This window comes from Kushneria sp. Sum13 (assembly GCF_052692355.1).
In genome coordinates, this window is record NZ_CP199847.1 from 2,159,055 (window position 1) to 2,172,654 (window position 13,600).

A 13,600-nucleotide genomic window follows, 5' to 3' on the forward strand; every position below is an offset into this window, starting at 1 on the left:
CCTACCTGTACCGCCGGGAGCTGCGAAGCCTTCACGTCATGAGGGTGAGACTCGTCATGAGGATGAGACTACCCTCACTGGTCAGGGGTGTCCTTTACAGGCTCGATGCCAAGGTCATGGTCCGGGCGCATGTCATAGCGCATGACGTTGTGCATGAAGGCGCCATCAACATAGAGCGTGGTGCCGGTGATGTAGCGCGCCTGCTCCGAGCACAGAAAGACCGTGACGCCGGCCACATCCTTCGTCTCGCCAATAAAGCCCAGCGGTATCCAGCTGTTCATGTTGTCGATGCCAAGCCGCTCGTTGTCTTCCTGGTTGATATCGGTACCAATGGCGCCCGGCGAGAGCCCGATCACGCGAATGCCGTACTCGCCCCACTCCACGGCGGCGGCGCGTGTCAGGGTCTTGAGACCGGCCTTGGCCACGCTGTAGTGCGCCACGCCCTTTCGGACCACCTCATCATGAACGGACTGCACGTTGATGATGACACCGCCCTGCCCGGCCTTTTTCATGCGCCGCGCGGCGTGCTGCGAGCAGTAAAACGGCGCGTTGAGATTGACGTTCATCAGGGCCAGCCAGTCTTCGCGCGGCATGTCCTCCAGCGCATGGGCATTTTCGAAACCGGCATTGTTGATCAGGATGTCGATCTGCTCGAACTGGCCGTCAAACTGCTCGAACATGTCATCAATGGCCTGCGGGTCGCTCAGATCCGCAACCACCACGCCGGTTTTGACGCCGCACTCTTTGGCCAGACGCTCGGCAGTGTCATTGACCTCGTCACGCGGCTTTCGCGTATGAAAGGCCACATTGGCGCCGGCACGGGCGAGCGATTCGGCCATGTGTGCGCCGATACCGCGATTGGCGCCGGTCACCAGCGCCGTTTTGCCCTTGAGTGTGATCTCCATCGGTTTCTCCCTGAGAGGTTGTCCCTAAAGTGGTGGCCATCAAAAAAGCCAGGCTCCCATGAGCCTGGCTGATAAGCGTCTGACAGGAAAGGGCGTCTTAGTGCACGGGCTGGGCGCGGTAGTGATAATGGCGCCTGGCCAGCATGGTCCCCATGACCACGCCCACGCTCATGACACCGGCCACATACCAGGCAGGCGACATCGGCAGGGTTTTAATCGATGTGGTCACGATCATGGGGGTCAGACCACCTGCAATGGCATAGGCCACGTTGTAGGAAAACGAAAGCCCCGTAAAACGAATGGCTGCCGGAAACGACTTGACCGCAATGGCCGGCACGATCCCGGTCAGACCGCCGAAAAAGCCCACCAGCGCGTAGAGCGGAAACAGCATGCTCACGTCATGGTGCATCAACCAGAAGAAATAGAAGTACGTGATGCCGAGTCCGGCGCAGGAGATGACCAGCACGATGCCATCGCCAATGCGGTCCGCCAGCGCCCCGGCACTCAGACAGCCGATGATCAAACAGACGATCGCCACGCAGTTGGCCTGCAGGGTCAGACCACGATCGACGCCGGCAAAGCTTTGTAAAAGCGTCGGTGTCATCAGGATCGTGACCACCACCGCTGCGGTCAGAAGCCAGGTGGCAAGCATGGAGATGGCCACCCCCGGCAGGTAGTCACGCAGCAGGGTCCGCATGGGCAGCTCCTCGGAGAGGGACTGGTTTTCCTGCATTTCGGTAAATACCGGTGTCTCATGCAGATAGCGACGCAGATAAAGCGTCACAAAGCCCAGTACGCCGCCGACCAGAAAGGGCACGCGCCAGCCCCAGCTGTACAGGGTTTCCTCGCTCATGACGTAGTTCAGTCCGGTGGCCATGAGTGAGCCCAGCAGGATGCCGGCGACCAGCCCTGCTGACAGGGTGCTGGTGGCAAAGGCCGTGTGGCGGGCCGGCACATGCTCGGTCACGAACACCCAGGCGCCGGGCGCCTCGCCACCGATGGCCGCGCCCTGCAGCATGCGCATCGCCAGAAGCAGAATCGGGGCCAGATAGCCGATCGTGGCATAGGTGGGCAAAAGGCCCATGAGCAGGGTCGGGAGGGCCATGAGCATGATGGAGAGCATGAACATCTTCTTGCGACCCAGCCGGTCACCGAAGTGCGCCATGATGACGCCACCAATGGGACGAGCGATGTAGCCGGCGGCGAAGATGCCAAAGGTCTGTACCAGACGCAGCCATTCAGGCATGTCGGGTGGGAAAAAGAGCTGACCGACCACGCTTGCAAAGAAAACGAAGATAACGAAATCGTAGAACTCAAGCGCACCACCCAGTGCGGAAAGCCCCAGTGTCTTGATATCACGGGCGCCCAACGGACGCGTCACGGACGTCGATGGTCCGTTTGAATTGGTATTGTTCATGGGTAGGGTCGCTATCAAATAAGCAGTTGACGTGGCACATACAGAGTCAATCTGATCGCGGATCACGCGACCTGAACCACCGGCATTTGCGGATCACGCAAAATGAGGGCCGGCTGAACCGGGTTTGATCATATCAGAAAAATCACGCACAAAAGTCGACAGAAGTTCCCCGGACAAGGCGATATTTCATGTTGCCGGAGCTGCGTTACACTTCCTGTCAGGACCTGCCTTTTTGATGTCCGGCAGGTCATCCCCTTTTGCCTGGATGCCGAGAACGCCATGACCACCACTCCTGCTTCACTGCCCACCACTGCCCGGGACATTCTGGCCACACTCGTGGGCTTCAACGTGCTGTCCCGGCAGTCCAATCTGGCCCTGATCGAGTGGGTCGAGCAGTATCTCGACACGTATGACATCCATCATGAACGCATCCCCAGCGATGACGGCGAGCGTTTCAACCTGCTGGCCCGTATCGGCCCCGACGTGGCCGATGGTGTGGTGTTGTCCGGCCATACCGATGTTGTCCCTGTCGAGGGCCAGAACTGGCAGAGCGACCCCTTCACCCTCACCGAGCGGGACGGGCACCTTTATGCCCGGGGCAGCTGTGACATGAAAGGCTTTCTGGCCTGTGCCCTGTCAGGCGTACCGGACTGGTCCCGGCGCGACCTGAAACGCCCCATCTGGCTGGCATTTTCCTACGACGAGGAGATCGGCTGTCTGGGAGCACCGCGCATGATCGAGCATCTGGTCAAGCACCACCCCACCCCGTCCGCTGTCATTGTGGGCGAGCCCACCCTGATGGCGCCGGTCATCCTGCAAAAGGGCATCACGACGCTCAAAACCGTGGTCCGTGGCGTGCCGTCTCACTCAAGTCAGGTCAACCAGGGCATCTCGGCCATTCATGTGGCAGCACGCCTTGTCAGCCGTATCGAAGACATCATGAGCGAGCTTGCCGAAGACGAGCATCTCAATGACGCCTTTAACGTGCCTCACTCAAGCCTTCATGTCGGCACCATTCACGGTGGTAACGCCATCAACATCATGGCGCAGCACTGTGAGTTCGACTGGGAAATTCGCCATCTGCCCGAGGAAGGGTTCGAGACGGTTTATGCGCGCTTTCGCGAATACAGTGACGAGCTTGAAGCCACGCTCAAGGCCGTCAATGCCGACTTTGCCATCGAGACCACCACGCTGACCCAAACCGTGCCCGGCCTTGAAAACCGTGATAACGATCAGCCCATGGCCCTGCTCGAGCGCCTTGGCGTTTGCGAAGAGGGTCAGGCCGTTGCTTATGCTACTGAAGCCGGACAGTTCCAGCAGGCCGGCCTGCAGGCCGTCATCTGCGGTCCTGGCAGCATCGAGCAGGCCCATCGGGCCGATGAATTCATCTCGATTGAGCAGCTCACCAGAGGTGAACACTTCATGAAGACCTTGGGAGAGACGATGGCAGAATAGAGTCGTCACGGCATTTGAGGCTTCCCCCTTCGAGCCCGGCTCGAGGCGGTGATGACAGCAGAACCCGGAAGACAGGCAATGCGCATCAGTACTCATGGAGCGCTCTGGTAGAAAGGTTGATGCAAAAGCGTGAATTTTGCTGATTCAACCATCTATACTGTCACATAACGTAACGGCACAGCCAGGGAGCAGGCCGATGCCGATACTGTACAGATGATAAAAGAAACACTGCTGTTACAGTTCAAGGGAGGGAGCCTCATGAAATTTTTCAAACGTGGTTCGACATCTGCCGACACGTCACAAAACTGCTATGCAGAACTTGCCTCGTCTCCGGGGCGGGCTTCCGCCCTGCTGATCGATGACAGCGAATACGATCGTCACGAAGGATTTGTTCAGCTCAAACATCGCCTTCAACGTGCAGAATGGCGCCAGCGACAGGCATACTATGAAAAGTATGGCGCTGCGCCGGCGCCAAGCATTATTCGCCCGGGACAGGACTGGTTGGTGCATTGAATGTTGGTTGCACCCTCGTTACCGTCTCGTTCGTCTGGCGGGGCCGCTTTCAGGAAAGCGGCCCCTTGTGTATGCCACAATAAAAAGCGTCCCTTAACAATTCTCATGAGGATTACGCCGACGACACGCTCGTTGTCCCGGGGTAATCCGGCATCAATATTTTGCTGGAAGGAAACTGGAATGCGTATGTGTCCAGCGTTTGTGAAAGTCTCCCTGAGCCTGGGCCTGCTGCTGGCACTCTTTCAGGGCCAGGTGCAGGCGGCACCACAGACCCAACAGGGCTATCAGGCCTCGCCGGGAGCGAGTGCCACCCGTGAGCCCCAGAGCGGCCCGAAAGTGGACCGTCGTCTGGTGTTGAGAACCCTTGCAGCCCATCGGGAAGACTTCAAGCGTCAGGCCTTTGACGCGGTTGTTCCGCCGCTGGAAATGGGGGACCGGTTACCGGAAAACGTTGAAAGCGAGCAATTGCCCGACACGGTCAAACAGGCCCTGCCCCGCTATGAGGGCTATGCCTGGCGTCGACTTGGTAACGATATTGTTCTGATCGGCATTGCTTCCGATACCTTTTACGACATTTTTCCTGGCGTGCTGAAAGACCCCGACACGCCATAAAAGTGTTGAGCCGGATCAAAAAAAGGGCCCCGCCAGAAGCGGGGCCCTTTTTTGATTCACCATCAGGCTACCGAACCTGAAACATCAGCCTTCGAGCGTGGCTTCAAGCGTGATATCGGCATTGAGCAGACGCGAGATCGGGCAGCCTTCCTTTGCGTCGTTGGCGGCCTTTTCAAAGGCCTGCTGATCGGCCCCTGGAATGCGGGCAACCGTTTTCAGTGCCACCTTGCTGACATAAAAGCCGCTGTCATCCTGATCCAGCGTCACAGTCGCTTCAGTCTGGATGCTTTCAGGCTCCAGATCCGACTGCCCCAGAATCATGGACAGTGCCATGGAGTAGCAGCTGGCATGGGCAGCCCCGATCAGCTCTTCCGGATTGGTGCCCGGCTGACCTTCAAAGCGGGTGTTGAAACCGTAGGGATTTTCCTTGAGTGCGCCACTTTCAGTGGAGACGACACCCTTGCCCCGCTTCAGGCTTCCCTTCCATTCGGCAGAACCTTGCTTCTGAATGGCCATTACATGCCTCCCTGGTGCAGATAGTCTTCAAACGTTCCTGTATTCAGCTGGACACCTTGCACGGTTATCCGGCGGGATACTCTTCACAGGATAGCCAGTCCTGCCACACTGGCAACTTCCTCACGGATGGGGATTGTTACAGGACCGATAGCGCAGCCTCATAGTCAGGCTCATTTTTGATCTGATCCACCAGTTCGCTGTGCAGTACCTGATTGTGTTCGTCCAGCACGATCACGGCGCGCGCGCAGAGCCCGCGCGGGCGGCCGCTCTGAATATCCACGCCCCAGGCCTGAACGAATTCTGCATGATGGCGAAACGTTGAGAGCATCAGCACGTTATCCAGCCCTTCCGCGCCGCAAAAGCGACCGGCCGCAAAGGGGAGATCTGCCGAAACCACCAGGACCACCGTATTTTCCAGCCGTGACGCCTGCTCGTTGAATTTGCGCGTGGAGGTGGCACAGGTGCCGGTATCAATGCTGGGGACGATCGAAAGCACCTTGCGCTGTCCGGCAAAATCCTCCAGAGAGACCTCATTCATCTCCCGGCCCGTCAGGAAAAACGACGGTGCCGTGTCACCCGGTGCGGGAAAATGGCCACCCACTTCAACGTGATCATCGCCATAGCCTACTGTCGTCATGAAAACACCTCGCTTGTGTGGTTGCCTTCGATACAGGCGTTTTGAAAAATGGATTCGGGTGGGGCGTTCGACTACGCCTGCCAGGGCGTGAGCTGCCAGTGCTCATGCTCCGATCCCGGCGGCTGACACCACACGGGCGCGACATTGCCGATACGGGCGCCATAGGGATGCCCCTGGGTCACGTTGCAGATCACTCGAAAGATGCCGGAATGCGCCACGACCAGCGGGCATTCAAAGCGTGTCAGCAGCTCATTGAGGCTATCCACCACCCGGCCCTGAAAGTCTGCCCAGGCCTCGCCCCCTTCCGGCGTCTCAAAATAGGGCATCGGGTCCTGAATGGGTGTTTTTTCCAGCTCGCCCCAGTGGCGCTCTCGAAGCCCGGCATAAAAGTTCAGTTCACTGTCAGGCAGCGCCAGGCGAGCCGTTTTGCGTGCCCGAAACATGGTACTGACGGCCACATGCGACCATGGCCTCTGATCCAGCACGGTGCCGACCTCTCGCGCCTGTGACTCGCCGCGCGGCGTCAGGGGCACATCCGGACTGCCGGCAATGAGATAGGCACGATTGTAGAAGGTTTCGCCGTGGCGAAGAAAAACAAAGGGACGCGGTAATAGCTCGGTCATTGAAAATTCCGGCACTTGTCAGTCAGCGGTCAATCCTTTCAGTGTACGCCTCGCAACAGGCAGGCGTTACCCTTCAAAAACACCGCACAATAAAACGGACCCCGCAGGGTCCGTTGCAAACGATTCACGCCTTCGGGTTCAGCCGTGGCGATCCCAGTTGCGCTCACCCGGTGCCGGCGGCACAAACTGATAAAGCCAGGTTTCGCTCAGCGTCTGGTCGCCCTGACGCAGATAGACGCGCAGCGTCACCGGATCGGTCTGCTCGCTTTTGGGATACCAGTCAAACTGCGCACGCCACATTTGAAGCGGCCCGCCCAGCTTGATCACCGAGACCACCTGCGTCTCACCGCTGGAGGCAGACAGAACGGCCTCCATTTTGGCATCGGCCGGCATATCGTTGATCGGCGCACCGCGGAAATCGACCGCAAATCGACGTGCCCATGTCTCGGGTGAATGCTCACCGGGAATCCAGCCATCACGTACCGCACCGATACCACTCCAGGTCTTGTCGACCTGACCGACGGAAGGCTTCACGGGAGGACGCGGACTCCAGTACAGATTGTAGCTGTAGCTTAGCGTCTGCCCGGCCTCGACCGGCTCTGCAGGCTGCCAGAAGGCAGCGATGTTATCGACCGTTTCTCCCATGGTCTGAAGCTCGATCAGCGTGATCGAGCCCTTGCCCCAGTCACTGGTCGGCTCGCACCAGAGACTCGGACGGGCATGATAGTAGTTGACCACGTCGCGGTAGTGTTCGAAGTCGTGATCGTCCTGAACCAGTCCAAACCCGCGCGGGTTTTCGTCTTCAAAGGTGTTGTACTGCAGGGCATCAGGGTTATACAGCGGTCGACAGATCCACTCACCGTCCCCGCTCCAGATCGAGAGCCGATCGGAATCATGCACCTGCGGAATGATGGTATCGCGCCGCATCCGCTGGCTGGTGCCATTGAGAAACATGCTGGTCATGGGAGAAATGCCCAGACGCTCGATGCTCTTGCGCGGGTAGACATTGGCCTCTACGCCCATGACCACGCGCTCGGACTGACAGTCGATATCGAACTTGTACGCCCCGGTCGCGCTGGGGGAGTCCAGCAGGGCATACACGGTAAACCGGGCGCGGTTGGCCGGTGGCTCATCAAACCAGAAATGCGTGAACACCGGGAACTCTTCCTGACCTTCTTCCGGCGGCATGGCGGTATCGATGGCCAGCCCGCGTGCCGATAGACCGAACTGATTATTCTTGTCGATGGCGCGGAAGTAGCTTGCCCCCAGAAAGGAGACCACGTTGGCAAGTGCCGAAAAGTCCGGATTGCGGGATACTCGCCAGCCGGCAAAGCCCAGATCATGACCCTTGAGCTGATCGACATCGATCCCCGTTCCTTCATAGGTGAAAAGCTCGGGGCGAAAATGGATTTCATAGGCCTTGTCATCGACCACGCTGTACATGCGCACCGGCTGGTTGAACTGCATGCCGACGTGGAAGAACTGCGCCTGGACGGCCGAATTGCCGCGGTCGGACCACAGGGCATGGCTCTGATCGTACTGAATGGCCTGATATTCGAGCGGATCAAGATTGTCGAGTGTCAGCGTCTCGGGCAGCTTCTCGGTGGTATCCTTGTATTCGGATTTGGCCATCTCCCGGGCATGTGACTTGAGCCAGTCAAAATCGAAATCGGTGCCCTTGTCATCCAGCGCTACCTCGACCCCCTCACCCGGGCCACGGTTGTTGTTGCCGCTGGCGCGTGCCATCAGGGATTTGGTCGACATGCCAAGCGCAGACAGCGCCGCAGATGCCTTGAGTAGAGTTCTTCGATCCATGGACAAGACTTTCCTTTTGAGACGATACGACCCTGCCCGAGCCGCCATCCAGTATTGAGTTGATACAGAGTCAATCCATCATGAGGCTTTTGGATGACCCATGGTTAACCAGAATCGACCATCGCACGCACTGGCAGTTCCCTGCGCCTGCGTAAAACATGGTGACACCGTGTCAGCGGCGACCCCCTGTTTCACCTTCTGTGCAGACGGCCCAGCCTTCATGAAAGCACATATCTTCGACCCTGCGATGGGCAGAAATATACCCGTATTGATCGGTCGTTCCTATTATGTCGAGCTTGAGACGCTCAAGCGTGACACACCACTTTCACGATCACACCCGGGCTGACCCTGTCCTTACATTTTTAAGACCCTCATCATTTCTCGAATTGCTCGATCACCCCGGCGTGATCCCGATACCCTTGGCCATCTCTTACGTGACGGTAGCGCCTGATGAAATTGATCCATACCGCTGACTGGCATCTCGGCCAGCGCTTTCACGGCCAGTCGCGCCACAATGAGCACCGCGACTTTCTTGACTGGCTGGTGATGACCCTCGATGAGCGACAGCCCGATGCCCTGCTGATCGCCGGTGATATCTTTGATGTCATCAACCCCTCCATCGCAGCCCAGTCCCTGCTGTATGACTTTTTGATCAAGGCGCATGAACGCCTGCCGCAGTTGACCATTGTCATGATCGCCGGCAACCATGACAGCGGCACCCGCGTCGAGCTGCCCGCCCCGCTCCTGCGCCGTTTGAACACTCATGCGCTGGGACGCATCCTCTGGCATGACAGCGGCGAACCCGATGTGGATCGCCTGATCGTCCCCCTGCCGGACCGACACGGCGTGATACGCGCCTGGTGTCTGGCCCTGCCTTTTCTGCGCCCGGCTGAAGTGACCGGCGGCCTAGGAGATGCGGTCTCAACCGAGACATCGCAGGCCCTGGCACCAGAGGCCCGAACGGCCGGTGACAGCTACGTCCGCGGTATGGTGCGTGTTCATGAAGCGCTGTTTGAAGCCGGCATTCAAAAGCGCGCCCCGGGCCAGGCGCTGATCGCCATGAGTCATGCCCATCTTCACGGGGCCAGCGTGTCTGAACACAGCGAACGCCCCATCGTGATCGGCGGTGAAGAGTCACTTTCGGCGGCGCTTTTCCCGCCCGAGGTGGCCTATGTCGCCCTCGGGCACCTGCACAAGCCCCAGCGGGTAGGCAGTGACCATATCCGCTATAGCGGCTCGCCGCTGGCAATGGATTTCTCCGAGACCCACTATCCGCATCAGGTGCTTGAAGTCATCCTTGAGGGCGAACACGTCAGTGAGGTGACGTCGTTGCCCATCCCCCGCAGCGTTGCCATGCACCGGGTCGGGCCTTTATCACTTGATGAGGTGCTCGACGCGCTGGCAGGCGCCGATTTTCTGGAGGACACGCAGACCGATCTGCCGCGCGAGCAGTGGCCCTGGCTTGATGTGCGCGTGATTCTGGAGGCGCCTCGGGTAGATCTGCGTCCTCTCATCGAGCAGGCCCTCAAGGGCAAGGCCGTGCGCCTGGTCAGCATCACGACTCGAATGGCGCGCAACTCGACGCCGGAGCACACAAGCGAATCACTGGACGCGCTGGGGCCGGCAGAGCTTTTCGCCCGCACCTGGGCCAGAGAATTTGGCGATGCCCCACCCGATGAGGTCATGCAGGATGTTCAGGCACTGCTGCAGACGCTGCATGACGATGAATTGTCCGAGGACACCCCATGAGAATTCTGGCCCTTCGCCTTCATAACATCGCCTCGCTGAGCGGCCCGCACACCATCGACTTCACCGCCAGTCCGCTCGACAGCGCTGGCCTTTTTGCCATTACCGGCCCTACCGGCGCCGGCAAGAGCACGCTGCTGGATGCCCTGTGCCTGGCGCTTTATGGCAGCACACCCCGCCTGCGCGGCGCGCCCGGCCGGGACTCCGTCTCCCCGGATGTCGGGGAGGAAACCCTGACCACTGCCGACCCGCGGACTCTGCTGCGCAGAGGTGAAAGCAGCGGTTATGCCGAGGTCGACTTTCGCGGCCGGGATGGCGCGCACTACCGCGCCTGCTGGCGAGTGCGGCGCGCCCGCCACAAGGCGGATGGCAAGCTTCAGGGCGTTGAGCAGAGCCTGATGTCACTGCCGGATGAGCGGGTCATCACCTCGCAAAAACGGGAATTCGATCGTCTGCTGCCGCAGCACCTTGGTCTGAGTTTCGAGCAGTTCACCCGGGCGGTGCTGCTGGCGCAAAGCGAGTTCAGTACCTTTTTAAAAGCCGACGACAATCAGCGCAGCGAACTGCTGGAGAAGTTGACCGACACCGGCATCTACTCGCGCCTCTCAATCGCCGCCTTTCAACGCACCCGCGACAGTGAACGCGAGGTCGCTGCGCTGGAGGCGCAGCTTGGGCATCAAACGCCGGCCGACCCCGAAGCGCGCCAAGCGCTTGAGCAGCATGCCGCCGAAACGCTGGCACAGCTTCAGAAGCTTCAGACACAACAGCAGGCGATTGAGCGCGAGCAGACATGGCTGGCCACCGATGAACGCCTTGAGTCCCACTGGCACAGCGCCTGCCAGGCGCATGAAGACGCCCTGAGCGCACAACAGGCACAGACCGGGCAGCGCCAGTGGCTGGCCCGGCTCGAGGCGCTGGCCCCGGCGCGGCATCTGTTTGTGCAGCACGAGGCGCTGGCGACCTCGATCCAGACCCTTGAAAACCGCCTGGGTACAGCGCGCGAGCATCTATCGGCCGCCAGCCGCCAGCGCGATGACATGGTCAGCCAGCACGAAACACATCGAGCGCATCTGGAGACCAGTCGCCAGCAGCACCGACAGCAGCAGCCCCTGCTGGCCCAGTGCGCCCTGGATGAACAGCGATATCGGGATCTGCATCAGCGTGTCCTGCACACCGAGCAGCAGCTTGGAGAACACCGACAGACCCTGTCGGATCAGGAGAAAGCGCTTGCCCACTGCCGACACAGGGAACACCAGCAGCGAGCGTTCCTGCAGGAACTGGATGCACGGCTCAAGCAACTGACCGAAGGTGCCCCCTCCTTTACGCAGTGGCGCGAAGCCACTCAGAACCAGCTGGATCAGTACCGGCAACAGCGTCAGGCGCTGCGCGACCTGAAACATGCCCACGACCACTGGCATCAGCTGGAGCAGTGCTTTCAGGCCCTGGAGACGCAACAGACCACCGATCGGCAGACCCTTGAAACGCTGCGCGAGGAAGGCACTCAAACCCGCACGGCGCTTGACCGGCAAAGGATCACCCTTGAGCAGCTCGAGAAAAGTATCGCGAGTCTGCGCGCTGCCCGCAGCGACAGCGTTCTTGCCATGCGTGAAGGGCTTGAAGCCGATACGGCGTGTCCGGTGTGCGGCAGCCATGACCACCCTTACACCCGTCATCCACCGGCTCAGCCGGCCCATGACATGCTGGTGGCGACCGAGCGCGAAGAGCAGCGCCAGCTTGATGACGCCCGCCAGGCACGCGATGGTCTGGAGCAGCGCTGCGCGGAGCTTAGAGGCCGCTACGGCGAGCTCCAGAGCCAGATCACACAGCGGGATGACGCGCTCGACACCCTCAACGCCCAGCGACACGAGGCGCGCCAGCGCCTTGATGCCTGTGCAGAGAGCGAGACCATGCTGGAAGTCGCTCCGGAGGATCGTCACACGTGGCTCGAGCGGCGCCTGACGCGCATCACGACTGCCCACGATCAGGCCTGCGAGCATCTGGCGCACTTTGACCGGGACCATCAGACCAGAGCGCCGCTTCAGGAGCAGCTGCATGGCCTTGAGATCGAAGCCGTACGCCTTGAGGCCGGCGTCACGTATACCCACGAGCAGATTCAGGCACTGGACGCCGCCTACGCACCGCTGATCCACGAGCGCGAGACGCTGGCCAAAGCACTGAAAACACAGCTCGGCCCTTATCCGGATGTCCATCACTGGCGGGAGGCGCTCGACCATGAGATTGAGACTCGTGAGCAACAGCTGGCCGCCACCCAAAAGCAACGAGAGGCCTGTGACGCGCAGTGTCAGAAGCGCCATCAGGAGGTTGTGCAGCTGCAACAGCAGCATGATGACCAGACGCTTGCCCGCCAGACTCTCTCAGAGGAGATGGCGCAGTGGCGCAAGGCACATCCCGACATCGGTGATGACACTCTGGCAGCGCTTCTGGCCGTGACGAGCGAGCAGCATCAGGCGCTTGCCCGCGATATGGCGGCCATGGATCAGCGTCTCAACGATGCCCATCTATTGGCTCAAGAGCGTCTGGAGGTGCTGGTGCGTCATCGCCAGCACTACAGTGAACATGCCAGGTCGGCGCAGGCTGCCCTTCCCGAACAGGACGCGTCGCGCACCCTGAAGGCATGGCGTGATGAGCGACTTGCCGAACTTGCCCGCCATCAGTCGGACCTTGAAGCCCATCTCCCCCAGGCCCAGCGCTTGCGCGATGACGCCGACCATGCCCTGCGCCATGATGACCACTGTCGCGCCCAGGCCCGCGAGATCGAACAGGCTCTGGAGCAGCATCGACGTGAAGTGACGCGCTGGGGCCGCATTTCAGGACTGATCGGTGCCGCCGACGGCAAGAGATTTCGTCGCATTGCCCAGGGCTGGAATCTGGAGCGGCTGATCGAACATGCCAACATCCATCTCCAAAGCCTCGCGCGGCGCTATCGACTGGCGCGTGGCGGCAGCGAGCTGGGGCTTCTGGTCATCGATACCGACATGGGCGATGAGCGGCGCTCGGTGCATTCGCTGTCCGGCGGGGAAACCTTTCTGGTCTCGCTGGCGCTGGCGCTGGCGCTGGCCTCGATGGCGTCCTCGGAGCTTCAGATCGAAACCCTGTTCATCGATGAAGGCTTTGGCAGCCTGGACCCCCAGTCGCTGTCACAGGCCATGGATGCCCTCGACGCGCTGCAATCGCTGGGCCGGCGGGTGGGCGTCATTTCACACATTCAGGACATGCATGAGCGCATACCGGTGCAGATCAGGGTGGCCCCGCGCGGCAATGGACAGAGTGACATCACCCTGAGCTGAGCGGCTCCACGCTTCTTTTTCCCGGCCACAACCAGCGCCGCCTTCTCCCGGCC

11 protein-coding genes are annotated in these 13,600 nt (G+C 60.2%); 5 read left to right on the forward strand and 6 right to left on the reverse strand.

The window, feature by feature from the left end:
- Positions 1 to 74: 74 nt before the first annotated feature.
- The gene (locus ACUN8C_RS10155; protein ID WP_445619108.1) at positions 75 to 905 is read right to left on the reverse strand and encodes an SDR family NAD(P)-dependent oxidoreductase; all 831 of its coding nucleotides are present in this window, start codon (positions 903 to 905) and stop codon (positions 75 to 77) included.
- 97 nt (positions 906 to 1,002) lie between these two features.
- Positions 1,003 to 2,322, reverse strand: a complete 1,320-nt coding sequence (locus ACUN8C_RS10160) for an MFS transporter (protein WP_445619109.1) — start codon at positions 2,320 to 2,322, stop codon at positions 1,003 to 1,005.
- Positions 2,323 to 2,601: 279 nt separating this feature from the next.
- Between ACUN8C_RS10160 and argE the strand changes: the two genes are divergently transcribed.
- The 3 genes from argE (at position 2,602) to ACUN8C_RS10175 (ending at position 4,902) form a co-directional block, all read left to right on the forward strand.
- The gene (gene argE, locus ACUN8C_RS10165; RefSeq protein ID WP_445619110.1) at positions 2,602 to 3,777 is read left to right on the forward strand and encodes an acetylornithine deacetylase; all 1,176 of its coding nucleotides are present in this window, start codon (positions 2,602 to 2,604) and stop codon (positions 3,775 to 3,777) included.
- Between the two features lie 258 nt (positions 3,778 to 4,035).
- Positions 4,036 to 4,290: a hypothetical protein gene (locus ACUN8C_RS10170; protein ID WP_445619111.1), complete on the forward strand. Its 255-nt coding sequence runs from the start codon at positions 4,036 to 4,038 to the stop codon at positions 4,288 to 4,290.
- Between the two features lie 180 nt (positions 4,291 to 4,470).
- Complete coding sequence (locus ACUN8C_RS10175) at positions 4,471 to 4,902, forward strand: hypothetical protein (protein WP_445619112.1); 432 nt, start codon at positions 4,471 to 4,473, stop codon at positions 4,900 to 4,902.
- Positions 4,903 to 4,986: 84 nt separating this feature from the next.
- Here the strand turns inward: ACUN8C_RS10175 and ACUN8C_RS10180 are convergent, their stop codons facing one another.
- The 4 genes from ACUN8C_RS10180 to ACUN8C_RS10195 all read right to left on the reverse strand — a co-directional run bounded on the left by ACUN8C_RS10180 (position 4,987) and on the right by ACUN8C_RS10195 (position 8,493).
- Complete coding sequence (locus ACUN8C_RS10180) at positions 4,987 to 5,418, reverse strand: OsmC family protein (protein WP_445619113.1); 432 nt, start codon at positions 5,416 to 5,418, stop codon at positions 4,987 to 4,989.
- A gap of 136 nt (positions 5,419 to 5,554) precedes the next feature.
- Complete coding sequence (tpx, locus tag ACUN8C_RS10185; protein WP_445619114.1) at positions 5,555 to 6,055, reverse strand: thiol peroxidase; 501 nt, start codon at positions 6,053 to 6,055, stop codon at positions 5,555 to 5,557.
- A gap of 71 nt (positions 6,056 to 6,126) precedes the next feature.
- Positions 6,127 to 6,678 (reverse strand): histidine phosphatase family protein, encoded by a 552-nt coding sequence (locus tag ACUN8C_RS10190; RefSeq protein ID WP_445619115.1) that lies wholly within the window; start codon positions 6,676 to 6,678, stop codon positions 6,127 to 6,129.
- Between the two features lie 138 nt (positions 6,679 to 6,816).
- Complete coding sequence (locus tag ACUN8C_RS10195; RefSeq protein ID WP_445619116.1) at positions 6,817 to 8,493, reverse strand: glucan biosynthesis protein; 1,677 nt, start codon at positions 8,491 to 8,493, stop codon at positions 6,817 to 6,819.
- A 450-nt stretch (positions 8,494 to 8,943) separates the two neighbouring features.
- Here ACUN8C_RS10195 and ACUN8C_RS10200 point away from each other — a divergent pair, with 450 nt between their 5' ends.
- Both ACUN8C_RS10200 and ACUN8C_RS10205 read left to right on the forward strand, forming a co-directional pair.
- A complete protein-coding gene (locus ACUN8C_RS10200; RefSeq protein WP_445619117.1) occupies positions 8,944 to 10,242 on the forward strand; it encodes an exonuclease SbcCD subunit D C-terminal domain-containing protein in 1,299 nt (432 codons plus the stop codon).
- Positions 10,239 to 13,547 (forward strand): AAA family ATPase, encoded by a 3,309-nt coding sequence (locus tag ACUN8C_RS10205; protein ID WP_445619118.1) that lies wholly within the window; start codon positions 10,239 to 10,241, stop codon positions 13,545 to 13,547. Before ACUN8C_RS10200 ends, ACUN8C_RS10205 begins: the two co-directional genes overlap by 4 nt.
- The last annotated feature ends 53 nt before the right edge of the window (positions 13,548 to 13,600 follow it).